The organism is Streptomyces natalensis ATCC 27448, from assembly GCF_000935125.1.
Lineage (GTDB): Bacteria > Actinomycetota > Actinomycetes > Streptomycetales > Streptomycetaceae > Streptomyces > Streptomyces natalensis.
In genome coordinates, this window is record NZ_JRKI01000008.1 from 280,803 (window position 1) to 305,213 (window position 24,411).

Annotated in this window: 22 protein-coding genes; 12 read left to right on the plus strand and 10 right to left on the minus strand. The window is 70.2% G+C overall.

The window, feature by feature from the left end; all coding sequences use genetic code 11:
• Positions 1 to 19 precede the first annotated feature (19 nt).
• The 4 genes from iolB (at position 20) to SNA_RS06115 (ending at position 5,677) form a co-directional block, all read left to right on the plus strand.
• Complete coding sequence (gene iolB / locus SNA_RS06100; protein ID WP_030067495.1) at positions 20 to 922, plus strand: 5-deoxy-glucuronate isomerase; 903 nt, start codon at positions 20 to 22, stop codon at positions 920 to 922.
• A complete protein-coding gene (gene iolD, locus SNA_RS06105) occupies positions 919 to 2,802 on the plus strand; it encodes a 3D-(3,5/4)-trihydroxycyclohexane-1,2-dione acylhydrolase (decyclizing) (protein ID WP_030067494.1) in 1,884 nt (627 codons plus the stop codon). The genes iolB and iolD overlap by 4 nt, the downstream gene beginning before the upstream one ends.
• Positions 2,803 to 2,837: 35 nt before the next feature.
• Positions 2,838 to 4,331 carry a CoA-acylating methylmalonate-semialdehyde dehydrogenase gene (locus SNA_RS06110; RefSeq protein WP_030067493.1) on the plus strand — a complete coding sequence of 498 codons (1,494 nt, stop codon included), beginning with the start codon at positions 2,838 to 2,840 and terminating at the stop codon, positions 4,329 to 4,331.
• 233 nt (positions 4,332 to 4,564) lie between these two features.
• Complete coding sequence (locus SNA_RS06115) at positions 4,565 to 5,677, plus strand: hypothetical protein (protein ID WP_030067492.1); 1,113 nt, start codon at positions 4,565 to 4,567, stop codon at positions 5,675 to 5,677.
• A 387-nt stretch (positions 5,678 to 6,064) separates the two neighbouring features.
• On the opposite strand, the gene SNA_RS06120 is transcribed toward SNA_RS06115, so the two are convergent.
• The gene (locus tag SNA_RS06120; RefSeq protein WP_030070518.1) at positions 6,065 to 7,090 is read right to left on the minus strand and encodes an alpha/beta hydrolase; all 1,026 of its coding nucleotides are present in this window, start codon (positions 7,088 to 7,090) and stop codon (positions 6,065 to 6,067) included.
• A 232-nt stretch (positions 7,091 to 7,322) separates the two neighbouring features.
• Between SNA_RS06120 and SNA_RS06125 the strand changes: the two genes are divergently transcribed.
• Together SNA_RS06125 and mreB are read left to right on the plus strand one after the other, a co-directional pair.
• Complete coding sequence (locus SNA_RS06125; protein ID WP_030070519.1) at positions 7,323 to 9,470, plus strand: FUSC family protein; 2,148 nt, start codon at positions 7,323 to 7,325, stop codon at positions 9,468 to 9,470.
• Between the two features lie 218 nt (positions 9,471 to 9,688).
• On the plus strand, positions 9,689 to 10,840 hold the full coding sequence (gene mreB, locus SNA_RS06130) for a rod shape-determining protein (protein WP_030070520.1): 1,152 nt from the start codon (positions 9,689 to 9,691) through the stop codon (positions 10,838 to 10,840).
• A gap of 48 nt (positions 10,841 to 10,888) precedes the next feature.
• Here mreB and SNA_RS06135 read toward each other — a convergent pair whose 3' ends face one another.
• Positions 10,889 to 11,683, minus strand: coding sequence for a TetR/AcrR family transcriptional regulator (locus SNA_RS06135; protein ID WP_241779556.1), 795 nt, complete (start codon positions 11,681 to 11,683; stop codon positions 10,889 to 10,891).
• A gap of 215 nt (positions 11,684 to 11,898) precedes the next feature.
• Here SNA_RS06135 and SNA_RS06140 point away from each other — a divergent pair, with 215 nt between their 5' ends.
• From SNA_RS06140 to SNA_RS06150, 3 genes are all read left to right on the plus strand, one after another.
• Positions 11,899 to 13,182 (plus strand): FAD-dependent monooxygenase, encoded by a 1,284-nt coding sequence (locus SNA_RS06140; protein WP_044363667.1) that lies wholly within the window; start codon positions 11,899 to 11,901, stop codon positions 13,180 to 13,182.
• A gap of 492 nt (positions 13,183 to 13,674) precedes the next feature.
• Positions 13,675 to 14,148, plus strand: a complete 474-nt coding sequence (locus SNA_RS41065; protein ID WP_052808883.1) for a hypothetical protein — start codon at positions 13,675 to 13,677, stop codon at positions 14,146 to 14,148.
• Between the two features lie 131 nt (positions 14,149 to 14,279).
• Entirely contained in the window at positions 14,280 to 14,624 is a 345-nt protein-coding gene (locus SNA_RS06150) for a hypothetical protein (RefSeq protein WP_030070523.1), read from the plus strand.
• A 231-nt stretch (positions 14,625 to 14,855) separates the two neighbouring features.
• Here the strand turns inward: SNA_RS06150 and SNA_RS06155 are convergent, their stop codons facing one another.
• From SNA_RS06155 to SNA_RS06175, 5 genes are all read right to left on the minus strand, one after another.
• The gene (locus SNA_RS06155) at positions 14,856 to 15,164 is read right to left on the minus strand and encodes a hypothetical protein (protein ID WP_044363671.1); all 309 of its coding nucleotides are present in this window, start codon (positions 15,162 to 15,164) and stop codon (positions 14,856 to 14,858) included.
• A 633-nt stretch (positions 15,165 to 15,797) separates the two neighbouring features.
• Entirely contained in the window at positions 15,798 to 16,097 is a 300-nt protein-coding gene (locus tag SNA_RS06160) for a hypothetical protein (RefSeq protein ID WP_030070525.1), read from the minus strand.
• A gap of 221 nt (positions 16,098 to 16,318) precedes the next feature.
• Positions 16,319 to 16,837 carry a hypothetical protein gene (locus SNA_RS06165; protein WP_044363674.1) on the minus strand — a complete coding sequence of 173 codons (519 nt, stop codon included), beginning with the start codon at positions 16,835 to 16,837 and terminating at the stop codon, positions 16,319 to 16,321.
• Positions 16,838 to 17,555: 718 nt separating this feature from the next.
• The gene (locus SNA_RS06170) at positions 17,556 to 18,275 is read right to left on the minus strand and encodes a chaplin (RefSeq protein WP_051877484.1); all 720 of its coding nucleotides are present in this window, start codon (positions 18,273 to 18,275) and stop codon (positions 17,556 to 17,558) included.
• Positions 18,276 to 18,765: 490 nt separating this feature from the next.
• The gene (locus SNA_RS06175) at positions 18,766 to 18,954 is read right to left on the minus strand and encodes a hypothetical protein (protein ID WP_030070527.1); all 189 of its coding nucleotides are present in this window, start codon (positions 18,952 to 18,954) and stop codon (positions 18,766 to 18,768) included.
• Positions 18,955 to 20,424: 1,470 nt separating this feature from the next.
• Here SNA_RS06175 and SNA_RS43635 point away from each other — a divergent pair.
• The 3 genes from SNA_RS43635 (at position 20,425) to SNA_RS06190 (ending at position 22,699) form a co-directional block, all read left to right on the plus strand.
• On the plus strand, positions 20,425 to 20,667 hold the full coding sequence (locus SNA_RS43635) for a hypothetical protein (protein WP_052808884.1): 243 nt from the start codon (positions 20,425 to 20,427) through the stop codon (positions 20,665 to 20,667).
• A 356-nt stretch (positions 20,668 to 21,023) separates the two neighbouring features.
• Complete coding sequence (locus SNA_RS06185) at positions 21,024 to 21,305, plus strand: hypothetical protein (protein WP_030070934.1); 282 nt, start codon at positions 21,024 to 21,026, stop codon at positions 21,303 to 21,305.
• 386 nt (positions 21,306 to 21,691) lie between these two features.
• On the plus strand, positions 21,692 to 22,699 hold the full coding sequence (locus tag SNA_RS06190) for an alpha/beta fold hydrolase (protein WP_078969711.1): 1,008 nt from the start codon (positions 21,692 to 21,694) through the stop codon (positions 22,697 to 22,699).
• A gap of 242 nt (positions 22,700 to 22,941) precedes the next feature.
• Here SNA_RS06190 and SNA_RS06195 read toward each other — a convergent pair whose 3' ends face one another.
• From SNA_RS06195 to SNA_RS06205, 3 genes are all read right to left on the minus strand, one after another.
• Positions 22,942 to 23,271 carry a hypothetical protein gene (locus SNA_RS06195; protein ID WP_030070930.1) on the minus strand — a complete coding sequence of 110 codons (330 nt, stop codon included), beginning with the start codon at positions 23,269 to 23,271 and terminating at the stop codon, positions 22,942 to 22,944.
• Positions 23,272 to 23,400: 129 nt separating this feature from the next.
• Positions 23,401 to 23,688 carry a hypothetical protein gene (locus tag SNA_RS06200; RefSeq protein ID WP_044363688.1) on the minus strand — a complete coding sequence of 96 codons (288 nt, stop codon included), beginning with the start codon at positions 23,686 to 23,688 and terminating at the stop codon, positions 23,401 to 23,403.
• Positions 23,689 to 23,935: 247 nt separating this feature from the next.
• Positions 23,936 to 24,187: a hypothetical protein gene (locus SNA_RS06205; protein WP_030070926.1), complete on the minus strand. Its 252-nt coding sequence runs from the start codon at positions 24,185 to 24,187 to the stop codon at positions 23,936 to 23,938.
• Between the last annotated feature and the right edge of the window lie 224 nt (positions 24,188 to 24,411).

Here is a 24,411-nt window from a genome sequence, read left to right on the forward strand (position 1 = left end):
GGGTAGGAGACTTGGAGTTATGAGCGCTGAGAACATGGAATTCCACGTCAAGGCGGGGCAGGCGGCCGACGGTCCCTACGCCCTGGACATCGACCCCGAGCGGGCCGGCTGGGGGCATTCCTCCCTCCGCGTCCTGGATCTGCCGCCCGGCGGCCACCATTCCTTCGCCACCGGGGACAGCGAATGGATCGTGCTGCCGCTGTCCGGCGGCTGCACGGTGCTGACCGACGACGGCGAGATCTTCGAACTGACCGGCCGGGAGAGCGTGTTCAGCGGGGTGACGGACTTCGCCTACGTCCCGCGCGACGCCCATGTCCAGATCGCCGCCGGCGCCGGCGGGCGGTTCGCGCTCACCGGCGCCCGCTGCACACGACGCCTCCCGGCCCGTTACGGACCCGCCTCCGCCGTCCCCGTGGAGCTGCGCGGCACGGGCACCTGCTCCCGCCAGGTCAACAACTTCGCCGCCGCGGACGTCTTCGAGGCCGACAAGCTGATCGCCGTGGAGGTGCTCACCCCCGGCGGCAACTGGTCGTCCTACCCGCCGCACAAGCACGACGAGTGCCGCCCGGGGGAGGAGTCCGAGCTGGAGGAGATCTACTACTTCGAGATCGCGGCCGCGCACGGCACGGCAGGCGTCGGCTATCAGCGCGTCACCCCGTCCGGCCGCGGCCGCGGTACGGAGGTGCTCGCCGAGGTGCGCAGCGGCGACGCCGTGCTGATCCCGGACGGCTGGCACGGCCCGTCCATCGCCGCCCCCGGGCACGCCATGTACTACCTCAATGTGATGGCCGGGCCGGGCGACGAACGCGCATGGCTGATCTGCGACCACCCCGACCACGGCTGGATCCGCGACACCTGGCCCGAGCAGCCCGTCGACCCCCGCCTCCCCCTCTACGAAGCACCCGCAGGAGCCGCCCGATGAACGCCCCGACGACGCGCCGCCGCACGGTCGCCCAGGCCCTGGTGGAATTCCTCGCCCACCAGTACACCGAGCGCGACGGCCGACAACACCGCCTGATCAACGCCTGCTGGGGCATCTTCGGCCACGGTAACGTCGCCGGAATCGGCCAGGCCCTCCTGGAGTCCGGCGAGGCCCTCCCCTACCTCCAGGGCCGCAACGAACAGGCCATGGTGCACGCCGCCGTCGGCTACGCCCGCCAGTGCGACCGGCTCTCCGCCCAGGCCGTCACCACCTCCATCGGACCCGGCGCCACCAACCTCGTCACCGGCGCCGCGCTCGCCACCGTCAACCGCCTGCCCGTCCTGCTGCTGCCCGGCGACAGCTTCGCCACCCGCCTCGCCGACCCGGTCCTCCAGCAGCTCGAAGTCCCCTCCGCCGGCGATGTGTCGGTCAACGACGCGCTGCGCCCGGTGTCCCGGTACTTCGACCGCATCACCCGCCCCGAGGCGCTGATCCCCGCCGCCCTTCAGGCCATGCGGGTGCTCGCCGACCCGGTGGAGACCGGCGCGGTCACCCTCGCCCTGCCGCAGGACGTCCAGGCCGAGGCGTACGACTGGCCCGAGGAGTTCTTCGCCGACCGCATCTGGCGCATCACCCGGCCCGCGCCCGACCCCCGAGCCCTCGCCGATGCCGTACGGGCCATCCGCGGCGCCCGCCGCCCCCTGCTGATCGCGGGCGGCGGCGTCCACCACTCCGAGGCCGAGGACGCGCTGCGCGCCTTCGCCGACACCACCGGCATCCCCGTCGCCTCCACCCAGGCCGGCAAGGGCTCGCTGCGCCACGACCACCCCGCCGACGTCGGCGGCATCGGCCACACCGGCACCGCCACCGCCGACGCCCTGGCCCGCGAGGCCGACCTGGTCATCGGCGTCGGCACCCGCTACACCGACTTCACCACCGCCTCCGCCACCCTCTTCGCCGACCCCCAGGTCCGCTTCCTCAACCTCAACATCGCCTCCTTCGACGCCCACAAGCTCGGCGCCGTCTCCCTGATCGCCGACGCCCGCGCCGGACTCGAAGCGCTCACCCGGGCGCTGTCCGGCCACCGCGTGGCGCAGGAGTACGAGGCGGCCTACGGCGTGGCCAAGGCGGAGTGGGAGCGCCGGGTGGACGCCGCCTACGCCGCCGCGGACGAGACCGTACGGCCTTCCCAGACACAGGTCCTCGGCGCCTTGGACGCCCTCGTCGACGACACCGACATCGTGATCAACGCCGCCGGTTCCCTCCCCGGTGACCTGCACAAACTCTGGCGCGCCCGGTCCCGCAGGCAGTACCACCTCGAATACGGCTACTCCTGCATGGGCTATGAAATCCCCGCCGCCCTCGGCGTCCGCCTCGCCGCCCCCGACCGGCCGGTGTGGGCGCTGGTCGGCGACGGCACCTATCTGATGAACCCCACTGAGATCGTCACCGCGGTCCAGGAAGGCATCAACATCACCCTCGTCCTCATCCAGAACCACGGATACGCCTCCATCGGCGGGCTCTCGGAGCAGACTGGAGGCGAGCGCTTCGGCACCGCCTACCGCTTCCGCGCCAAGGACGGCACCTACACCGGCGCGCCGCTGCCCGTGGATCTCGCCGCCAACGCCGCCTCGCTCGGCATGCACGTCCTGCGCGCCGCCACGGTCGGCGAACTGCGCGCGGCGCTCGCCGAGGCGCGTGGCGCGAACCGCCCCACATGTGTCTATGTCGAGACCGAAACGGCCGACACAGTGCCGGGCGCGCCCGAGGCCCAGGCCTGGTGGGATGTACCCGTTGCCGAGACCGCGACGCGTCCGGCGGCGGTCGCCGCCCGCGCAGCGTACGAACGCCAGGCCGCCGCCCGCCGTCGCCACCTGTGACAACCGCTCGCTTCACCGTACGAAAGGCCCCGAGAATGAAGACCATCAGCCACTGGATCGGCGGCAAGCCCGTCGAGGGCGCCTCCGGCAACTACGGCCCGGTCTACAACCCGGCCACCGGTGCCCAGGAGAAGCAGGTCGCCTTCGCCTCGGTCGAGGAGGTCGACGCGGCCGTCCGCGCCGCCAGGGAAGCGTTCACGACCTGGGGCACCAGCTCGCTGGCCAAGCGCAGTTCGGTGCTGTTCAAGTACCGCGAACTGATCGATGCGCACCGCGAGGAGATCGCCCGGCTGATCACCGCCGAGCACGGCAAGGTGCACTCCGACGCCCTCGGCGAGGTGGCCCGCGGCCTGGAGATCGTCGAGCTGGCCTGCGGTATCCCCGAGAAGCTCAAGGGCGAGCTGTCCACCCAGGTCTCCACCCGCGTCGATGTGGCCGCCATCCGCCAGTCGCTCGGCGTCGTGGCCGGCATCACGCCGTTCAACTTCCCGGCCATGGTGCCGATGTGGATGTTCCCCCTCGCCATCGCCTGCGGCAACACCTTCGTCCTCAAGCCCAGCGAGAAGGTGCCCAGCGCCGCGTTCAAGCTGGCCGAGCTGGCTGCCGAGGCGGGCCTGCCCGACGGCGTGCTGAACATCGTCAACGGCGACAAGGTGGCCGTCGACGCCATCCTGGAGCACCCGGACATCGCCGCGGTCTCCTTCGTCGGCTCCACCCCGATCGCCCGGTACATCCACACCACCGGCACCGCCAACGGCAAGCGCGTCCAGGCCCTGGGCGGCGCCAAGAACCACATGCTGGTCCTCCCGGACGCCGACCTCGACCTGGCCGCGGACTCCGCGATCAACGCCGCCTACGGCTCGGCGGGCGAGCGCTGCATGGCGATCTCCGTGGTCGTGGCCGTCGGCGACACCGCCGACCCGCTGATCGGCAAGATCAAGGAGCGCGCCGACAAGCTGCGCATCGGCCCCGGCGACGACCCGGCCTCCGAGATGGGCCCGCTGATCACCAAGGTCCACCGCGACAAGGTCGCCTCCTACGTCACGGGCGCAGCGGCCCAGGGCGCCGACGTCGTCATCGACGGCACCGGCTACACCGTCAAGGGCTACGAGGACGGCCACTGGATCGGCGTCTCGCTGCTGGACCACGTCACGCCCGAGATGGACGCCTACCGCGACGAGATCTTCGGCCCGGTCCTCTCCGTGGTCCGCGTCGAGACCTACGACGACGCCATCGCCCTGATGAACAACTCCCCGTGGGGCAACGGCACCGCCATCTTCACCCGGGACGGCGGCGCGGCCCGCCGCTTCCAGCTGGAGGTCGAGGCCGGCATGGTCGGCGTCAACGTCCCGATCCCGGTGCCGGTCGGCTACCACTCCTTCGGCGGCTGGAAGGACTCGCTCTTCGGCGACCACCACATCTACGGCAACGACGGCGTGCACTTCTACACCCGCGGCAAGGTCATCACCACCCGCTGGCCCGACCCGTCCGACGGCGGCATCAACCTGGGCTTCCCCCGCAACCACTGACACCCCGCGGGCTCCGTCCGGCCCGCCCCGGACCCCCTGCCGGCCCTCGCCGGAAGGGGGTCCGCCCCCTTTCCCTGCCCCGTGCAGCTCCGGTGGGAGACCGAGGATGGCCGGATTGCTACCGTGCTCCGTTGGCAGAACACCGACATGCCGGCGTGTTCACGCGCCGACGAGCACCGCACCGGCACGGCGGCGGAGCACCGAGACCTCCAGGGGGACCTATGCACCAACCCATGGCGCTCGCCAAGGGCGCCCGAATCACCGGCGGGATCATCTGCCTGCTGTTCTTCCTCTGGACCGCCACCTGGCTCGTCACCGACATCAACGCGTTCGGTATCGACGGCCTCTGGGACACCTGGACCGCCCAGCGCGGCGCCGGCAAGGACCAGGTCACCAACCCGCTCCTGCTCGGCCTCGCCGTCCTTCAGCTGACGGCAGCGTTCGCGGCTCTCGCCGGACAGCGCTCGGCCGGCGGCCTGCTCGCCGTCGCCACCTCCCTGACGTTCGCCGTCGCCCTCCAGACCGTCATCAGCACGGGACAGCACACCAGCGACGACCGGTGGTTCCGCAACGCCGACAACTACTCCTCGACGTTCGAGGGCGTTTTCGTCAGCTCGCTGTTGCTGATCATCGTCTCCGTCATCGCCGGGATCGTGCTGCTGGCGGGTATGCGCGCCTGGCCGCGGCAGAAGCCCAGCGACCCGCCCAAGCGCCCCCTCAAGGCGGCGGGCGTGATCTGCGGTCTGCTGCTCGGGGTGATGGCGCTGTGCTACGTCATCTGGCACATCTATGTACTGGTGCAGTTCGGCAGCGGCTCGCTCACCTCCTTCTACCTCGGCCAGGGAGGCTTGCTCACCTCCCTGACCCAGCTGGCCCCCGGCTGGTACTCGTCGGTCTTCCTGCTGCTGACCGCGGTGGCCGCACTCAACGCCCTGATACGCGGCAACGCCGCCCGCGGCCTTGGCATCGGCCTCGGCATCGTGCTGTTCCCCGGCGCCGTCCTGGCCGTCATCGCCATGGTGAGCACGGACACGCTCTTCAAGATCGGCAACGAGTTCCCGGGCCTGGATCTCCTCAGCAACGCCCAGCTGCTGCTGGATCTGTTCGGCTCGGTGGCGCTGGTGGCACTCCTGGGCCGGGGCGAAGCGGTGGCCCCGGCATGGTCCCCGCCGATGGCTCCGCCGATGGCTCCGCCGATGGCTCCGCCTGGGCCGCCGATGGGTCCGGCCATGGCTCCGCCCGGTCCGCCGATGGCTCCGCCCGGCCCGCCGATGGGTCCGCCGATGGCTCCCCCCGCGCCGCCGATGGCTCCGCCGCAGGGTGGGTTCGGGCCGCCCCAGCCGTGATTCTGTGCCCGCCTGGCGGCGGGATCGAGGTGGGTTTCGGGGTTGGTCGCCGGGTGCGTCTGGTGGGTGCGGGGCCGGTCTTCCACGACTTCGTCGCTCCAGCCCGGCCCCTCCCGCCCGGTTTGGCGGCCACCCCGGGGTGGTGGGGTGGGGTGCGTGGCGGGTTGCGGCGGCCCTGTACCCGGCGGCCGTCGTTGTTTGTACCTTTCTCCCCCTGGCCGGGAGGTCGACGGCGGCGGGGAGGCGGCAGGCTGTAGGGACGAAGTCCTGGAAGCCTGACGCCGCACCCACAGCAACGGACAGTCGACCGCGGCGGCCGCCCCCCGCCCGCCGAAGGCGGGCACACAGCAACCCCTACGACGCCGCAGAAAACAACGTGGGGAGAAATCAGGCCGTAGGCCCCCGCATGTGGGCGCTCACCCACTGCATCGTGCCCTCGCCGAGGCCCTGGACATACGTCGCCGCGCTGTGCGTCCCGTTCGGGACGATCTGGAAGCGTGTCTTGACGGGCCCGTGGCCGTACTGGGCGATGAAGCGGCGCACCTTGGGCAGGATGGTGTACTCCTTCGAGCCGTCCTGGAAGGCCAGATAGACCTCCGGTCCGCCGCGCGCTATCAGCCGACGGGCCAGGACCTCGGGGTTGTTGGCCAGTTCCTCGCGGGCGTGACCGTTCCAGAGGGGGGAGTCGGGCACGATGTCGGGGCCGTTGGGGATGGCCACCTTGAACGTTCCGGGGTTCTGGAGCACGTTCTTGAGCGCAGCGAACCCGCCGGACGAAGAGCCCATGATCGCCCAGGCGTCGCGGGTCTTGAGGGTGCGGAAGTTCTGCCGTACGAGATCGGGCACGTCCTTGCTCAGCCAGGTGCCGATCTTGGGCTGGCCGGGGATGTCGCTGCCGTCGTAGTACTGCTTGTCATTGGGGTTGAGCACCGGCATGACGACGATGAACGGCAGGCTGGTGCCCTTCTGGGACCACGTGGCGAGGCTCTCCTCCAGCTTGAGGTCCGAGCCGATCCAGTAGTTGACGGGGTAGCCGTAGGAGCCGGGCAGCGCCTCCATCACCGGGAAGCCCTTGTTCGCGTTGCGCTTCTCGTAGTACTCCGGCGGCGCCCACACCCATACCTTCCCGGTGAAGCCCGACTTGGCGCCGTGCAGGGTGGTCACGCCGATGGGGGTGTTCCGACCGGCGCCGCCGACCCGGCTCTCCTCCTTGAACGTGATCGGACGCGTGGGGAACTCCACCAGCGACCGCTTGTTCTTCCCGTGCGCTGCTGCCTGCGAGGCGGTGCCCGGCCCGGGGTCGGCGAAGCGCACCGGGGCCGCCTTGGGCGTGTCGGTCCCGCAGCCGGCCGTACTGGCGAGAACGGTCAGGGTGATCAGGGCGATCACCGGGGTGAACAGGGCTTTGCGCACGACGCCTTCTCCTTGCTGGCCGACCGGGTCGGACCCCGGTCGGCCAGCAAGAGGGGAGGGCGCAGCGGGAAGGTTTCCTGTGCGAGGTGTCGGATTCGTCGCACCGGACCGCGAGGTTCCGGGCGCATGGCCCTGACCTGTGGCGTTTACGGTCAGCGGACGCCAGGTTTACCGGTATTTTCCCGGTACGGGCGGCGCGGGCGGGCACTGTACGTGCCCCTATTCTCTCGGTATGACCTGGTCCAGCGCGCTGAAGCAGACCGCCCGCTCCGGACTGACCATCGAGCGCGCCAAGCTCACACCGGTGATCGCGGTGCGCGGCGCGGCCGGCGTGGCCCTCGTCATCGGGGTGTGCCTGTGGCGCGGCAATCCGGCCCTGGCGGTCTCCTCCGCGTTCGGCGCCTTCGCCTCCGGGCTCGTCACCTTCCAGCGCAGTATGCGACCCCGCCCCGTCCTGGCGCTCGCCGTCGCCGGCGCCCTGGCCGTCTCCACCTTCCTGGGCTATCTGGTCGCCGCCCACCTCCCCGCCTTCGTACTGCTGCTCGCCGGCTGGACCGCGCTCGCCGGGATGGCCTGGGCGGTCGGCCCGGTCTCCGGCCTGGCCGGCACCCTGACCGTGGCGATCATGCTGGTCACCGTCACGCTGCCGACCTCCGTCCTGGAGGCCCTGCAACACGCCGCCCTGATCTTCTGCGGCGGTCTCGTCCAGGCCGCGCTCATCCTCGTCTTCCCGGTACGCCCCTGGGGAGTGCAGCGCGATGCGCTCGCCGATGCGCTGGCCGCCGAGGCCGACTACGCCCGCCGGCTGCGGCACGACCCGGTGGCGCCCTTCGACCCGGCGCCCCTGATGGACGCCCGTCTCGCCTCGGCGGTGACACCCCGTCAGGCCCGGCGGCGCCCCGTCCAGCTGCACGGCCCCCGCGGCCTGGCCGAACGCGTCCGGCCGGTCCTCGCCTCCCTGGCCGACCCGGTCGTCGGCGCCCCGGCCGAGGGCCCCGAACGCGACCGCGCCCGCGACCTCCTCCAGGCCGCCGGCACCGTCCTGGACGCCGTCGCGCACGCCGTACGGCATGACAGCCCGGTACGCCTGCCGCCCGAGGCGATGGCCACACTGGAGGTCCCCGCCTCCGGCCCGATGCTGCACGGCGCCGCCCGCCGCTCCGCCTACCGCCTGATCTCCCTGCTCGCCGACGCCGTCGAACTCACCGATGAGCCCGTCCAGGCCACCCGCCCCACCACCGAGGCGGAACGCGGGCTGGTTGGGCGGGAAGAAGGCAGCCATCTGCTGCGCCCCAGCGTCCCCCGGCTCGTCCCGGTCGCCCTGCGTGCCCTGCACCGCGAGACCCGCTGGTCCTCGCCCGTCTTCCGGCACGCCCTGCGGGTCGGCACGGTCGCCGTCTGCGGCTATCTCCTGGGCACCGCCCTGCCCTTCGGCCACGGTTACTGGGCGCCGCTGACCTCCGTCATGGTGATGCGCCCCGACTTCGGCCAGACCTATGCGCGCGGGGTGGCCCGTTTCATCGGCACCCTCGTCGGCGTCACCGTCAGCGGCGGCCTGCTGGCCCTTGCCCACCCCGGGCCGAACGTATGCGCCGGGCTCGCCGTCGTCTTCGTCTTCCTGATGTACCTGCTGATGCGTACCGGCGTCTCGGTCACCTCGGCCTGTGTGGCCGGTTACGTCATCTTCCTGCTGGGCATCGCCGGGGAGGGCTGGACCCAGACCGTCGAGGAACGCGTGGTGCTCACCCTCCTCGGCGGGCTGCTCGCGATGCTGTCGTACGCGCTGTTCCCCGCCTGGGAGACGCCCAGGCTGCGCGACCGCCTCGCCGAATGGCTGATGACGAACGGGCGTTATGCGCTGGCGGTGCTGGACCGTTACGCCCGTCCCGCCGAAGGCCGCCCCCGCCAGGTCCGCGAGGCCCTCCTCGACGCCCGCGCGGCCCGCGCCGCCTGGGAGGAGAGCGTGGCCCGCGCCGAAAAGGAACCCGTACGCCACCGCGGCCTCTCCCGCACCGCGGCCACCGCCGCCGGCGCCGCCCTGGCCACCATGGGCCGGGTCACGATGATCATGGAGGCCCACCTTCCCGGCAAGGACGCCGAACCGTCCCCCGGCGCCGCCGCCTTCGCCGCCGAACTCCGCCCCTCCCTCGAACGCGCCGTGCACGCCGTACGGGAACGCGACCGGCTGGAGTGGAGCGCGCTGCGCGCCGTATGGGAGCGCTGGGACGCGGAATCCGCCGGCCAGGGCGTCGCCTTGCGGGCCGCGGGCCTCCTCGTGGACGCCCTCGACGACCTCGCGGCGGCCCTCTCCCGGGGGCGCGGCGGGCGCAAACGGGCGGCGGGCGGAGAAGCGGAGGGAACTATTCCGCCCGCCCAGTAGTCTTCCTGAGTGCCCGCAATGGACGTCATTGGATATCAATGTGTATCAATGAGCGGCATTCGCCTTTGGTGACCCAATAGGTCCGTCTGCGCCACAATGCCCGAAGACCGTTCCCGAGGCGACCGTCCCCGCGGCGTTCGTTCCCCGGGCGGTCGTCGTCCAACTCGATCGTCCCCCGGCGATCGTTGTCCCGTCGAGAGAGAGCACCCGAACTCCCCATGGCGTCCAGCACTTCCTCGAGAACGTCGTCCGGCACATCCGCCGACCGGTCCGGCGCCTACGACATCGGCATCGACCTCGGCACCGCCAACACCCTGGTCTACGCCCGCGGCAAGGGCGTGGTGCTGAACGAACCGTCCGTCGTCGCCGTCAGCGCCACCGGCGAGATCATCGCCGTCGGATCGGACGCCAAGCGCACCATCGGCCGCACGCCGTCCGGGATCAGCGCGATGCGCCCGCTGCGCGAAGGCGTCATCGCCGACTTCGACGCCGCCGAGCGGATGCTGCGCGCCCTGCTGAAGAAGGCCCTGCCCGCCCGCCGTTTCGCCCGGCCCCGGGTGGTCATCTGCGTCCCCTCCGGCATCACCGGCGTCGAGCGCCGCGCGGTGGTCGACTCCGCCCGCAGCGCCGGTGCCCGCGAGGTCCATCTGATCGAGGAGCCGATGGCCGCCGCGATCGGTGCGGGCCTGCCCGTCGACGAGCCCGTCGGCTGCATGGTGGTCGACATCGGCGGCGGCACCACCGAGGTCGCCGTCGTCTCCATGGGCGGCCTGGTCACCGCCCAGTCCGTACGGATCGCCGGCGACGCCCTGGACGCCGCCATCGCCGCGCACATCAAGAAGAAGCATGCGCTGTCCATCGGCGAACGCACCGCGGAGGACATCAAGATCGCCATCGGCTCGGCGGCCCGGATTCCCGCTCCCCGTGCCGCCCCTGACGACGACGGTGACGGCGACGGGGAGGGCGATGATGCCGGTACGCCGCCGCCCCGCAACTCCTTCACCGTCCGCGGCCGCGACCACGTCACCGGCCTGCCCCGCCTCCAGGAAATCACCGAGGACGAAATCCGCGACGCCCTCACCGAGCCGGTCGACGCCATCATCCGCGCCGTCCACCAGACCCTCGACGCCTGCCCGCCGGAGCTCTCCGGGGACATCATCGAGAACGGCATCGCACTCACCGGCGGCGGCGCCCTGCTGCGCGGCCTGGACCTGCGACTGCACCAGGAGATGGGTGTCCCGGTGACCGTCGCCGACCAGCCGCTGGACTGCGTCGTCAACGGCACCGCCAAATGCGTCGACGAATTCGCCGCACTGCGCGGCCTGCTGGCGGGCGCGAAGGAACGGCCGCGCAGGACGGTGCGGTTGTGAAACGGCCGCCCGGGAGGGGGCGGCGGTAAAGGAGCCGCCGGCCGGCGCTCAGGCGGTCGGCGGGCGGCGGCCGCGCCTTCGGGCAGGGGCGGGGGCCTTCGCCCGTCGGGCGATATGCGCCTCCAGGCCGTCCAGGATGCGCTCCAGCCCGAATTCCAGGGACTGGTCGCGGGAATCGGTCTCCTCGGCGGAGGCGAGGGCGGCGGTGAGCGCCGGGAAGCGGTCGGAACGCCCGATGAGCAGTTCGTTGAGGGCCGCGGCCATCACCTGCTCCGGCTCCTTGGCCTGCGCACTGCTCAGCCCCAGCGACGCCGAGATCTGGGTGATGGCCCGGACGTGGCCGGTCACGACGACCACGGCGTCGAGCTGTTCGCCGCCGTTCAGGCCGGTGTCCGACAGGGCGCCGAGGGCGCGTTCGGCCCAGTCGAGCTCATTGGGCCCCATGACGCGCGGGCCGACGGTCGCCTCCAGGAGCCAGGGGTGGCGCCGGAACGCCGCCGCCAGCTGCCCGGCCCACTCGCGCAGCGCGGTCCGCCAGTCGCCGCCGGCCGCCGCCGGAGGTTCGCCCATGGCCGTGTCGACCATCAGCGCCACCAGCTCCGTCTTGCCCGGGACATAGCGGTACAAGGACATCTTGGTGAAGTCCAGTTCGCCCGCGACCCGCTGCATGGAAACCGCTCCGAGCCCGCCGGTGTCGGCGAGGTCCATGGCCGTACGGATGATCCGCTCCAGGCTCAGCGCCGGCTTCGGACCGCGGCTGGGCCGCTCACGCCCGCCCCACAGCAGCTCCACGCTGCCTGCCTGATCCCCGAACACGCTGCGCTTCTCGTCGTCTCCAGCCACCCCCGCATCCTAAAACCGTCTCCGGCCCCGCCCCCGAACCCGCTTCCTCACCTGCCGCCCATTCGGGACGTTTCCGGCATCCGCTTCCGGGACTGTTTCCGGGGTACACAAATAAGTGTCCAGCGGATACAGTATCCACCAGACGCAGTTTCTGTCCGGTCGGGCGACAGTGAACCGACCGCTGCACAAGGGGGGAACGAGCACTGATGAACGGAATGACGAACGGCACGGCGAACGGAACGGTGAAACCCGCGGACCTACCCCAGACGGTCCTGATCTCCGGCGCCAGCGTGGCGGGCCCGGCGCTGGCGTACTGGCTCGCGCGCTACGGCTATCGGCCCACCGTGATCGAGGTGGCCCCGTCCCTGCGCGGCGGCGGCTTCGCCGTGGACTTCCGGGGGGAGGTGCACACGTCCGTGCTGGAGCGCATGGGCCTCCTGGGCGAAATCGGCCGACGGGCCACCGGCGGCGGCAGTCCGATGGCCTTCATCGATGCCGAGGGGCGCCAACTGGCCGCACTCCCACCGGAGTTTGCGGGCGGCGACCTCGAAATTCTCCGCTCGGACCTCTCCCGCATCCTGTACGACCACAGCCTGCGCGCCCCCGCCGACGAGACCGGCTCCGCCACCGCCGCCTCCACCACCTACCTCTTCGGCGACTCCATCACCTCCCTTACCGAGTCCGACGACGGCGTCCGCGTCACCTTCGAGCGGGCCGCGGCGCGCACATTCGACCTCGTCGTCGGTGCCGACGGGCTGCACTCCACGGTCCGCCGCCTGGCCTTCGGCCCGGAGCGGGACTTCGTCAGCCACCTCGGCCACTACGTGGCCGGCTGGGACCTGCCCGCCGATGCCACCGACCTCGGTGCCCGCCCGGTCGGCTATTCCGAGCCCGGCCGGCTGGTCACCGTCGGCCGTACGCCCCGGCGCGCACACGATCCGGGCTACACGGGCGAGATCTTCTGCGTCTTCGCCTCCGAGCAGGAGCTGTCCTACGACCGGCGCGATCCGGACGCCCAGAAGAAGGCCATAGCCGAGGCGTATACGGGATGCGGCTGGCGGACGCCGGAGCTCATCGACACCCTGTGGGCCGCGGGCGACCTCTATTTCGACTCCATCAGCCGAGTCGACGTGCCCCACTGGTCCACCGGCCGGATCGTCCTCCTCGGCGACGCCGCATACGGTGCCACGGTGGGCGGTATGGGCACCGGATCCGCGCTGGTCGGCGCCTATGTCCTGGCGGGCGAACTGGCCCTGGCGGCGGGCGATCACGCCAGGGCCTTCGCCCGCTACGAACAGCAGCTGCGCCCCTATGTGACCCCCTGTCAGGAAGGTGGCCGTGGCACCGGCGAATTCCTGGCCCCGGCCACTCAGGAGGCCATCGACGCACGCAACGCCGCCCTGAACGACCCCGCCATGGTCCGAGCCATGCTCGACCAGGGGAACACCCTCTCCACCGGCATATCCCTTCCCGACTACGCGGCCCTGGTGGCGCCCTGAGCTCTGGACGGGCAGGGCTGCCGGCGGCACCTCGAAAAGGAACGCAAGGCAGGAGAGTTGATTTCGCTGTCGTAAATATGACTACCGAGGTCACCGCTCAATTACCGCCGATGAGCAAATGAGTGACGGTGTATCGGTTCCCGTGACCCTCCCATGGGGACATCTCGTTGCCCCTGCGGAAGGGGCAACCGCAAGCCCGATCGGCAGACCCCGTCAACGGGCCAATCGACGAGCCGAATCAATAAGCCCATGAATGCGCCCAATGAATGAGATCAGGGAGGGGATGTGACATGATTTTCGGGCTGTTTCGGCAGATCGCATCCCGCGGTTCGGGTGATGACCCGCGTAGCACGCCCGAGTTGAGCCCGGTATTGGCCGACACGGGGTGCATAGTGCAGTGAAATCCCAAATGACTACTTTTAGTGTGTATATGCTCACAATAAGTAGTCACGTCAGGGCTCCCTGCACATGTCATGAAGGGTCAAGGGTTCCATGCGCAAACTCCAGCACGTCGCGGTCGTCGTCGTCGCGGTCGCCGGTCTGTCCACCCTCGGTACCGGCATCGGCTTCGCCGACGGCGAGCTCCAAGGTTCCTCTCACGGTCCGCAGGTCGCTGCATGGGCCACTTCGCAGTCCGCTGCCGGAGCCACGGCGACGGGCGGCAACTCGTACTCCCCGCACGCCGCGCCCCAGTACGTGGCTCCGGCGCCCGCGCCGCAGCCCGCCCCGCAGGTCTACGCTCCGCCGGCCCCGCAGAGCTACCCGGACCACCACAAGGGCAAGGACGTCGACATCAGCCAGCAGACCAGGTGCAAGTCGCACGACCTGAACATCAACATCCTCGGCCAGGTCGGCCTCCTGAACGGCGCGCTGGGTAACGCGCTCAACGGCAAGGGCCACCCGGGCAAGCAGGAGACCCGCCAGGGTACGAGCATGGGCTGCAACAACTACGCCCTCAGCAAGTAATGGCAAGGGGTCCCGGTGTCCGAGCCGTTGGCGCGGGCACCGGGACCCGCTTTTCGGCCTCCTTCAGCGCCCGGGCGCCGGCCGATTCGCTCGCCATGTCGCCCGGGCATCGATCACAAAGGAATGCAGACATGTTCAGTCGGAAGAAGATCGCAGCCGTCTCGGCTCTCCTGGGCGGCCTCGCCATCACCGGCGCCGGCACCCCCCAGGCGTTCGCGGGAGGATCCGCGGGCGACTGCAACCGCTCCGTCATGGGCGCCGACACCTGCATCCAGAACCGCCAGACCGTCCACACCAAGCACGGCAACTATGTCGTGAAGCAGAAGAAGGACTGCTCGTCGGCCTCCAAGCGCCGCGAGGTGTGGCCCGAACTCGGTCTGCTGAACAACGGGTCCACCAAGGTCGGTCCCGCCATGGACTGCACCAACAGGGCCCCGCTCCCCAAGGGCTTCCGGCCGCCCCACATCGACATCTGAGCCGAGACACCCGACGGCCGGACCGAGGCCCCTCTCTTCCGCTCCCGCTCCCGTGATCTCGTGTTCGTAGGACACAGCGATGCCGCGCGGCCCGCGCGGCATCGCTGGCGTCTGCGGCACGAACGCAGCCCGACGCCGACGACACCCCGGCAGTCCGCTCGGCCCCCGAAGAAGGCATAGCAAGGCCCCGGTGCCCGGCCTGTGGCTCGGGCACCGGGGCGCGGTTGCGGATTACTTGTTGAAGGCGCTGTTGTTGCAGCCCATGCTCGAGCCGATGTTGGTGGACTGAGACCCGGAGTTCCCCTCGCCGTTGAGCAGGTTGCCGCCGAGACCGTTGGCGATACCGACCTCGCCGAGGATGTCGACGTTTGTGTCGCGCGACTGGCACTGGGTGGTCTGCTTGATGTCGAACGTGGCGCCGCCCGACTTGCCGCCGCCCATCCCGCCGCCCATTCCGTCGGCGAGGGCGGAGCTGGCACCGAGGAAGCCGACGCTGCCGAGGAGTGCGGCCACTACAGCAGCCTTGCGAAGCTTACTCATTTCATCTCCGGAAGATTGTGTCGATGCGATCCGTTTCAGACCGACTTCGTACAGTTACGGGAGGGTAATAGGAAATAACCTGGTATCTCTTGGCGACGCGCCGATTTCCCCCAACGACTCGACGGTGAACCGAATTACGCGACCGCCGCGAACCCTCATTCTGAGTGAGTCAGAGCGTCGGTCAGCCGCACCGTCCGCAAGATTTCCTTCCCAACTCCCTTACGCAGGACGGTAAAAGAGCGGAACCGGACGCAACCGAAGGCCCATGCCTCAAAGGCGGCGCATGCCCCGAGCGGGAAATCGAAGCCATCAAACGAGAATTCGGAATAGGGATTCCTATTCGTCGCGAAAAAAATATGGTCCGAACGTCCGGAGGTGCCGCGTCAACTCGCCGCCGCCTGGCCCTCATCGATTCCGCCGACAACGTCCACGCAGCCGCTTCCCGTTCACTGCGTGCTTCCGTCGACGTCGCCGGCCGACCTGGCGTCAAGTCATTGCCGACGGCGGCCGGAAGGCGGCACACGCCCGCCCTGTGGCGTGCGTGCCACCGTGTGCTTCCCGGAAGTTTCGGCGCAAGGCAATGGGCCCCGGCCCCGAGCCTTTGGCTCGGGTGCCGGGACCCATTTCGGCTGCTTACGCGTCGAAGGCGCTGTTGTTGCAGCCCATGCTCGAGCCCATCTTCGTGGACTGCCCACCTGCGTCGCCCTCGCCGTTGAGCGCGTTACCCAGCACGCCGTTGAGGATTCCGACCTCGCCGAGAACGTCGACGTTCAGGTCGTGAGATCTGCACTTGCTGCCCTGGGTGATCTTGAACTTGCCGCCGCCCATGCCGCCGCCCATTCCGCCGCCGTCGGCGTGGGCGCTACCGGCGCCAAGGAAGCCGATGCTGCCGATGGCGACTGCCACGATGGCAGCCTTGCGAAGCTTGCGCATTTCATCTCCGGTGATCGAGCCGATGCGATCTGTGACAGATCGACTTCGTACAGTGACTGGAGGCTAATACGAAATATGCTGAAGTAGCCAAGCGACGCGCCGAATTCCATTGGCCCTCGCTCACGGATTCGCCCGCGAGCCACCCCGCATGCGAACGGGCCCTTCGGGGATCACCCCCGAAGGACCCGCGATGAGCAAGGTGTGTGACTGTCCCTGCGGCCTTACCCCTTGGCAGTGGCGAAGGCGTTGGCCTGGGTGTTGGCCTGGGTGCAGCTGAAGCCATGGGTCTCGGGGGTGTTGAGCACGCCGACCGGGACGTTGGCGTCGAGCAGCGTCTGCGGGCTGCACTCCTGGTAAGGATGGAAGAGGTTGCTCTGCTCTCCCAGCAGGCCCCCCGGACCTCCGTGCCCTCCCTGCGGGGCCGGCGCAGGGCCGACATGCGGCGAGAGCGACGGGTTGAACTGCGGGCTGACTTGCGGATTGACCTGTGGCGCGGACTGCTGCGGGGCTGCGGGCTGCGGGGCCGCCTGCTGCTGCGGACCGCCCTGCGAGCCGGCGGAGTGCGACGTCGCCTGTGAAGCGCTCCAGGCGGCGGTCTGCGGGGTGTCCTGCTGCGGGACGGGCGGCGGGGCGGCGCTGTTGTACGCGACGGGAGCGTCGGCAGAGCTCGCGCCGACGCCGATGGCGGTCAGACCGCCGGCCGCTGCGACGGCGAGCGCGACCTGGTGAAGCTTGCGCATGGAACCCTCGGCCCTTCATTACCTGTGCATGGAAATCTGGTTACTTATTGCAGTCTTGTGCGCTCTGAAAGTGGCAATCCTGGGGCTTCACACCCTGCGCACCCCCGTGCCGGGCCCGGTGGAACCTGCCGTAGGCCCGCGACGGCATCCCCCGCGCTGTCCTCCCACGCGCCGCGAAGCCGACGGTGAAATCCCATCGCCTCTCCTCTGCTTCGCGTTGGGCGACAGTGCCGCGAGCGGTCGCCGTGCGCCGCCCTCGGCGCCAGGGAGGAGCATTTCCCCGGCAGCACCCGGCGGGCCCAATTCACTGCTCTCTCCCAGCGCGCAACGAGATTTCCCCCGGCCCGGTCACGGGAGCCGCGGCGGGGTCACCCATTTGCCGACTGACGTAAATCATTTGGGGTGTTGGTGGGCTCGCCTGTGCGGGAGCAGCCGGGAGCGGCTGGGGCCGGGTCGCTTCAGGGAAGCCTGCGGCGCGCCGCAGACGCCTCGGCGATCCCTCAACGGCAGCCGCCAGGTGGCGTCGGTGGTCGGGCAGTTGAGGGAGGGGCGGCGTTACGGTGCCGCGGCCGAACGGTCACGGGCGGGGTCGGCGGTCCCAGGCAAACCGAGCGGACACATGCGTATGCGGTCACATGAGTGTGGGGCCCGGTGGATTCCGGGCCCCACACTCAGATATGACGGAGAGACGGCCGTGGGCGGCCGTCGCTACCTCCGCTCAGTCGCGGGCGGCGGCCCGGCGGCCCCGGCGGTAGAGCAGGACGCCGCTGATGACCAGCGCGGCGCTGACCGGAATCCCCAGGGCAATCCTTTCTTCCGCACCGGTCTTTGCCAGCTGGGGGAGAGCGGGAACCGCGTGGGGGTGGTGTCCGATCGCGGGTGTGGTGACCGGGGGCGCCATCTGGTGGTGGCCCTGGGACACATGCTGACGGTGGTGCTCCGACGACTTGTGGTGGTGGTGATGGTGCTGCGGCGGCGTGTGACTGCTCTGCTTGTGGTGGTGCCGGTGGCCCGGCCCCTCGACGTTGGCGCAGCGGTTGCCGAAGGCGGGGTTGAGAATGCCGATCACATCCCCCGAGTTGCCGCACGCGTTCACCGGGATGTCCACCGGAATCTGCACGAGATTGCCGGACAGGACGCCCGGAGAGTGTGCGGCCACGCCTTTGGCCTGGGCTCCGCCCCCACCGTGGCCGTGGTGGTGACCGCTGACGTTGACGCAGGTGTTGTGGAAGGCTGCGTTGAGCGCTCCGACGAACCCGACCGTATTGCCGCAGACGTTGATCGGAATATGGACGGGTACCTGGAGCACGTTGCCGGACACGACGCCCGGAGAGCCGATGGCGGCCCCCTTGGCGCCGCTGTCGGCGACGGTCGTGCCCGCGCTCGCGAGCAGCAGGCCGCCGGCGGCAGCCGAAGCGGCGATGACCTTAGTGATCACGTTTCTCCTTCGTGGCAGTGCGGTCACGACCGCGGACCGCACAGGACTCAACGAGTCCGAGGCGAGTAAGCCACGAATCCGGCATTTCGATCACTCTTTCAGCCTGGCGCATACGCCCAATTGGCTGAGCAGAGGCAGATATTCGGAATATAGGGAGAGATGTTTTCCCTTGGTGCTGCTCACTTCCGGGCAAGGGTACTCAAGCGCTGTGAACTGTGAGGGTATTCCGGCGAATTCCGGAGCGGATGCGGATCCGTCCTCCCGCGGCAGTTGCGGTCGGCGGAACATGCCAAAAGGCGGCGGCAGATCGCTTTGCCGGCGGCGCAGTTCGCGTACGGCGCCGTTCGCCAGGCGGCCGTCCGGCAGACCGGAAGTCCACCGGACGACGACGGCCGCCGACCGAGGGGAGGCGTTACCCACCCCGTCTTACAGGCCCGTTCGTCCTCGCGGGCACGCATACCGCGGCCGGTGCGCCGACCGCGGTGACTCGTCAGTGGGGAAGGTCGATCGGCGGCCAGTTGCCGAGGTGCAGCGGACCGACGTCGGAGGAGAGCTTCAGGGGGACGCCGATGAGGGCTGGCACGTTCTGGGTGACGCCCGGAGGGTCGGCGTGGGCGGGGAGGGAGAGTGTCCCGGCGAGAGCGAGGGCTCCCACAAGGGCGGCGAGTGCACGGCGCATAGCGGCTCCTGCTTCACGTTGTGTCGATGGGCAATGCTGCTTGCGCGGCCACCCTTCCACCCGTGCGCAGCAGCCTCCGACGCCCACGCCAGGCCGTCACCTGATCGCACGAGGGTGAACCGTCGGCCGTGGAGCAGGCGCGCCCAACTGCTGGATTGGCCACCAGCTCCAGGTAACTGACGGGAAATCAGTCCTGGGTTGTTATCGCGGTCCGGGTTCCGGATCAGCCGCTGCGAGATGGCGCTCGTCGACCGCCTCGGCGAGGGAATGTCGCACGGCGTCGATCAGATCATATGGAGAACTGCGCGCTCGGCCCTGGGTTCTCGGTCGTGCCCCGGTGTCACGGGAAAGGCCATGTGGCGATTGGGAGTTCGGTCCGCTCGCGGTGACCGGTAGCCCGATAATCCGGACGTCGGCAAATGGGTGACGGAGCTCCGGCTCCCGTGACCGGACCAGGGGAAATCTCGTTGCCCGCTGGGAGAGAACAGCGAATGGGCCCGTGGGCCGCCGCCGGAAATTGCTCCTCCTTGGTATCGGGGGGTGGTGTGTGGTGACCCCGCCGCAATGTTGTCCGACACGAATCAGAGGAGAGGCGATGGGAGCCGCCGTCGGCTTCGAGGGGTGTGGGAGAGCAGTGCAGTGGGTGTTGTCGCGTTCGTGCGGGAGGCTCCCACCGTGGTCCGGCACGGGGGTGCGCAGGGTGTGAAACCCCAGGATTACCACTGATAGCGCGCACAAGACTGAATAAGTAACCAGATTTCCATGCACAGGTAATGAAGGGCCGAGGGTTCCATGCGCAAGCTTCACCAGGCCATGCTCGTCGTCGCGGCGGCGGGGGGTCTGTCCGCTATCGGTGCCGGCGTCAGCCATGCCGATTCTCCCGGATATACCGGGGCCGCCGCTCCGGCTCCCGCTCCGCAGGCGGCCGCTCCCGCTCCCTATGCCGCTCCGCAGCAGGCGGCTCCTGCTCCGGCTCCCGCGCCGGCTCCTGCCCCTGCCCCGGCTCCCGCGCCGGCCCCTGCGCCGGCCCCCGCTCCCGCTCCCGCGCCGGCCCCCGCCCCTGTCTACGCCGCTCCGCAGCAGGCTCCTGCCCCTGCCCCGGCTCCCGCGCCGGCCCCTGCGCCGGCCCCCGCTCCCGCGCCGGCCCCTGCCCCGGCCCCTGTCTACGCCGCTCCGCAGCAGGCGGCCGCCCCGGCCCCGGCCCCCGCTCCGGCTCCTGCGCCGGCCCCCGCACCGGCGCCTCCGCAGCCCGCCCCGCAGGCGGCTCCGCCGGCTCCGGCCCCGGCCCCCGCCCCGGAGCCGCCCGCTCCTCAGGCGGCTCCGCAGGGGGATGGCTCGCACGTCGCCGCATGGGCCTCATCGCAGGGCGCCGCGCACGCTTCCAGCTCGCAGTCCTCTCCGCAGCAGGAGGCCGCCGCCCCGCAACAGAGCGCCGCCCCGCAGCAGTCGGCCTCCCCGGTCACCCCGCAGGTGGCGCCGCAGGCGGCCCCGACGGTCAAGCCGGAGGTCGCCCCGCAGGTGGTCGTTCCGCAGATGGTCCAGCCGCAGACCGTTCCGCAGGTCGGGCCGCAGGTCAACCCGCAGTTCAACCCCGCGGTGAACCCGCTGGTCGACCCTACGGTCGCGCCGGCCGTCCCGCCGTTCTCCCAGCTGGGGGTCGGGCGTCTCATGGCGTCTCCGGTGGGACAGGTCGAGCTGCCCCACGTTTCCTGACCGGGTCACGAACGGCCAGGTGTGGCCCCGCCTTTGGAGCGCAGCGACTGCGCCGGCGGGGCCGCTCGGCCGCCACTCAACGCCCGACGGAGCCGGCCCGCGAGCCGCGTCTGTGAGCCCGTCATAACGGCCCGGTTCCCGTAGGTCTGCCCGCGGGTCGGCGCCTCCCCTCCGGTCCGTACGGGGAGCGCAGCCCGAGGCCCAGGCCAACGTCCCGTTCGGACCGATCGCCGCCGCCTCGGGGCGTCGCCCGAGGTCGGGGCGGTGCGGGGCATTCCGTCGGTCATTTCTCACTGCTCGTCACTGCAAGAAGTCGATCTGCCGCAGATCGCATCGCTCGATTCAACGGAGAAGAAATGCGCAAGCTTCAGAAGGCCGCCTTCGTGGGCGCCCTCCTCGGCAGCGTCGCCGCCTTCGGCGCCGGTACCGCCTACGCCCACGGTGAGGGGGGTGCGCATGATGGCGCCACCCTCGATCAGGGCGTCGAGTGCCGGACGCACGACATGAACGTTGACGTCCTCGGCGATGTCGGGGCCGTCAACGGCGCGCTGGGCAACGCGCTGAACGGCGAGGGCTCCCCGGGTGCGCAGCCCACGCACCTCGGTGCGGACATGGGCTGCAACAACAACGCGGGCTGAACGCCGGCCGTCGCGTAGCTCGCGCGGATCGCACAGCGAGATAGCGGGAAGGCGCCCCGGCTCCGAGCCACTGGCCCGGAGCCGGGGCCCTTTCGTGCCTTCTTCGTGTCCTCCAACGGGCCCGGCGGACGGCCGAGGGAGGGAGCTCTCGGCGGGGTTCGGGGCGGTGTTTGCGGATCGGCGAACGGGGCTTTGGATCAAGGGAGTTGGCATCCGGTACCCGCGCCTCGGTCATCCGGTCGGCCGGCGAGCCGCGGGCCCCTCGCGGCGGTATCCAGCCCCGTATGCGGCCACCGACACGCCTGCCGAAGGCCCCGTAGGCGGAATGCGGAGTAATGGTGCAATCATGGACATTCCGCCATCCTTCCCTTCACCCCGGGGGCACTATGCGCTCTGACATCGGCGTCGCGCAGGACTCACCCGTGGCGGCGTCCGTTCCGAGGCCGCCGGAAGAAGTCCGGGTGGAGGAGCGGGTGCTCGCCTTCGAAGGCTTCACGTATCACTGCCGGATCCTCCATCAGGACTCCCCGCAGACGGTGCCGTTGGTGATGCTGGGCGGTTCCGCGCAGAACCGGCACGCATGGCGGCGGCACGAGAAGTGGCTGACCTCCTGGAGCACGATGGTCACGGTGGACCTCCCGGGATACGGGGAGGCGGACTTCCTGCCCGCCTCCTACGGGCTGGACTTCCTCGCCGCGGCCGTTCAGCACATGCTGACGGAACTGGACATGCCCGAGGTCAACCTCATCGGATCCTGCTTCGGCGGGGCCGTCGCCCTGCGCTTTGCCCAGCAGTACCCCGGCTTTCTTGCGCGGCTCGGCCTGGTCGGCATGACCAAGGTCATTCCCGATGACTACGCCGAGGCCGTACCGCGCTGGAAGCGCATGCTGGAGCGCGGCGAGCGGGCACGGATCGCCACCGAACTGGTCCAGCGGTTCATGTCGCCGCCGGGCACCGGTCCGGTCCGCAGGCACGAGGTCGTCTCCCGGCTGCTGTATGCGCAGTTCATGGGGCAGTCGGACGACGAGATCAGGATGTCGGTGGAGCACAACACGCGGCTGATGGGGCACGAGTGGTACCGGCCGATGCCGGCGGCAGCCGTCCCGTCGATGGTGGTCACCGGGGAATACGACACGCTCTGCACGCCCCCCATGGGCCGCGAGGTGGCCGCCGCACTGCCCAGCGCGTCCTTCACGACCATCAAGGAGGCCGACCATCTGGCCCCGGTGGAACGGATGACGGAGTTCTGCGACCTGATCGCCAGGTTCTGTACGGGGCAGCCGCTGGCGGGTCTGCCGTACTGCAACCCCGTCGAGACGCTGGGCACCGCCGTGCGGGCCTTCGCTGACGGGACATCAGGCATGCCTGCCGCGGCGGCGCTTGCGCGTCTCTGAGGCCACCTGCCGCGCTCGTGCGGCGGGCAAACGGTGAAGGGACGCAGACGGTGAATGGCCGGTCCGGGAGTTACCCGGTCCGGCCATTCATCGTTCGTGGGGTGTTCAGTGGGCCTTGGCCCTCCGGCGGAACGAGGGGGCGGCGGGTGCTGCGGTCCGCTCGGCGCCCGTCGTAGCGCGTCGGCCGGCGCGGGCCGGGACCCGGCCCCGCCGAAGGCTCGTATCGCAGCGTCCGGAGTGCGTCATCCGAGACCTTGGGGCGGCTGGAATCCCTGGGGCGGGGCTTCCGGTGCCGAGTTGGAGCAGGACACGGCGGGGCCGACCCGGGTGCTCCCCTGGTTCAGCAGGCCGGGCGCGGGCCACTCCAGCGGCTTCACCCCCTGGCAGTTCTGCGTCTGGTGGACGATGTATCTGCCCTCGTCGCCCTTCTGCATGCAGGTCATGTTGCCCTGAAGGTCCCGGGAGCAGGTGCCCGCGGATCCTCCGGCATACGCCTGGGTGGCGCCGGTGCAGGTCACGGCGAGGCCGCCGAGGAGAGCCGAGACCGCTGCGATCTTCTTCCGACTGAACATGTGTGTGTTCTGTTCCTTTGTGATCGATGCCCGGGCGCACACCGTGAATCGGTGTGCGCCCGGGCTCTGGGGAAAGGAGAAGGGGGCCCGGCGCCTGGCCCGCAGCCGGGACGCCGGGCCCCCTTTCCGTTACTTGCCGCCGCCGTCGAGGGCGCTGTTGTTGCAGCCCATGCTCGAACCGATCGGCGTGGCCTGGCCGCCCGAGTTGCCCTCGCCGTTCAGGGCGTTGCCCAGCAGGCCGTTGAGGACGCCGACCTCGCCGAGGACGTCGACGTTCAGGTCGTGCGAGCGGCAGTGCGAGCCCTGGGCGATGTCGAACTGGTTGCCCTGGCCGCCTGCGTGAGCGGTGCCGGCGCCGAGGAAGCCGACGCTGCCGAGGACGGCGGCCACGACGGCAGCCTTACGAAGCTTGTGCATGGTCATCTCCGGTAGTTTGAGCGGTTGCGATCAGCTACTGATCGACTTCGTACAGTTACGGCAAGCTAATACGAAATGATCGCAACCGCGGAGCGACGCGCCGGATTTAGTGACGTATGACTATTGACGGGGCATCTGTCCGGATTGAACGCGCCCCGTCCTGTGGTCGCGCGGCATGCGAACGGGCCCTTCGGGGGGTGGCTCCCGAAGGGCCCGCGGCGCGCATCGCGCGGCCGTCGCGCCGGTCCTACTTCTTGGCGAAGGCGTGGTTGAACTGGGCACAGTTGGTGCCGAACGTGTTGGGGACGTTGAGCACGCCGAACGGGAGGTTGTTGTCAACCAGCGTCTGCGGGCTGCACTCCTGGTACGGACGGAACATGCCGCCCTTCCCGTGGTGGCCGGCATTACCGTCGGCGTAGGCGGTACCGGCACCGGCGCCGATGGCGGACAGGCTGCCAGCCGCTGCGGTGACGATCACGACCTGTTGAAACTTGCGCATGGAACCCTCGGTCCTTCATTGCCTGTACATAGAGGCCTGATTGCCTGCTGTGACTGGGCGCACACTAGCAGTAGTCATCTGAGGGGATCCACACCGCTGGCCGTCCCGTGTCCGGTGTATTCGGGGGGTTTGGGGCGTCGTCGTTCGTCCGGCGGATCCGGTGGGCGCGTGCGGTGTGCCGACTTGCCGTATTCCTCGGCCGAGTTCGGGTGCGGCAAAGGCTG

Bases quoted from the DNA above. Each gene is read 5' to 3' on its own strand.
- SNA_RS06205 (WP_030070926.1), bottom strand. From the start codon at position 24,187: ATGCGCAAGTTTCAACAGGTCGTGATCGTCACCGCAGCGGCTGGCAGC.
- iolB (WP_030067495.1), top strand. From the start codon at position 20: ATGAGCGCTGAGAACATGGAATTCCACGTCAAGGCGGGGCAGGCGGCC.
- SNA_RS06175 (WP_030070527.1), bottom strand. From the start codon at position 18,954: ATGCGCCGTGCACTCGCCGCCCTTGTGGGAGCCCTCGCTCTCGCCGGG.
- SNA_RS06165 (WP_044363674.1), bottom strand. From the start codon at position 16,837: ATGCGCAAGCTTCACCAGGTCGCGCTCGCCGTCGCAGCGGCCGGCGGT.
- SNA_RS06155 (WP_044363671.1), bottom strand. From the start codon at position 15,164: ATGAGTAAGCTTCGCAAGGCTGCTGTAGTGGCCGCACTCCTCGGCAGC.
- SNA_RS06185 (WP_030070934.1), top strand. From the start codon at position 21,024: ATGCGCAAGCTTCAGAAGGCCGCCTTCGTGGGCGCCCTCCTCGGCAGC.
- SNA_RS06190 (WP_078969711.1), top strand. From the start codon at position 21,692: ATGCGCTCTGACATCGGCGTCGCGCAGGACTCACCCGTGGCGGCGTCC.
- mreB (WP_030070520.1), top strand. From the start codon at position 9,689: ATGGCGTCCAGCACTTCCTCGAGAACGTCGTCCGGCACATCCGCCGAC.
- SNA_RS41065 (WP_052808883.1), top strand. From the start codon at position 13,675: ATGCGCAAACTCCAGCACGTCGCGGTCGTCGTCGTCGCGGTCGCCGGT.
- iolD (WP_030067494.1), top strand. From the start codon at position 919: ATGAACGCCCCGACGACGCGCCGCCGCACGGTCGCCCAGGCCCTGGTG.
- SNA_RS06125 (WP_030070519.1), top strand. From the start codon at position 7,323: ATGACCTGGTCCAGCGCGCTGAAGCAGACCGCCCGCTCCGGACTGACC.
- SNA_RS06115 (WP_030067492.1), top strand. From the start codon at position 4,565: ATGGCGCTCGCCAAGGGCGCCCGAATCACCGGCGGGATCATCTGCCTG.
- SNA_RS06150 (WP_030070523.1), top strand. From the start codon at position 14,280: ATGTTCAGTCGGAAGAAGATCGCAGCCGTCTCGGCTCTCCTGGGCGGC.
- SNA_RS06195 (WP_030070930.1), bottom strand. From the start codon at position 23,271: ATGTTCAGTCGGAAGAAGATCGCAGCGGTCTCGGCTCTCCTCGGCGGC.
- SNA_RS06200 (WP_044363688.1), bottom strand. From the start codon at position 23,688: ATGCACAAGCTTCGTAAGGCTGCCGTCGTGGCCGCCGTCCTCGGCAGC.
- SNA_RS06140 (WP_044363667.1), top strand. From the start codon at position 11,899: ATGACGAACGGCACGGCGAACGGAACGGTGAAACCCGCGGACCTACCC.
- SNA_RS06160 (WP_030070525.1), bottom strand. From the start codon at position 16,097: ATGCGCAAGCTTCGCAAGGCTGCCATCGTGGCAGTCGCCATCGGCAGC.
- SNA_RS06110 (WP_030067493.1), top strand. From the start codon at position 2,838: ATGAAGACCATCAGCCACTGGATCGGCGGCAAGCCCGTCGAGGGCGCC.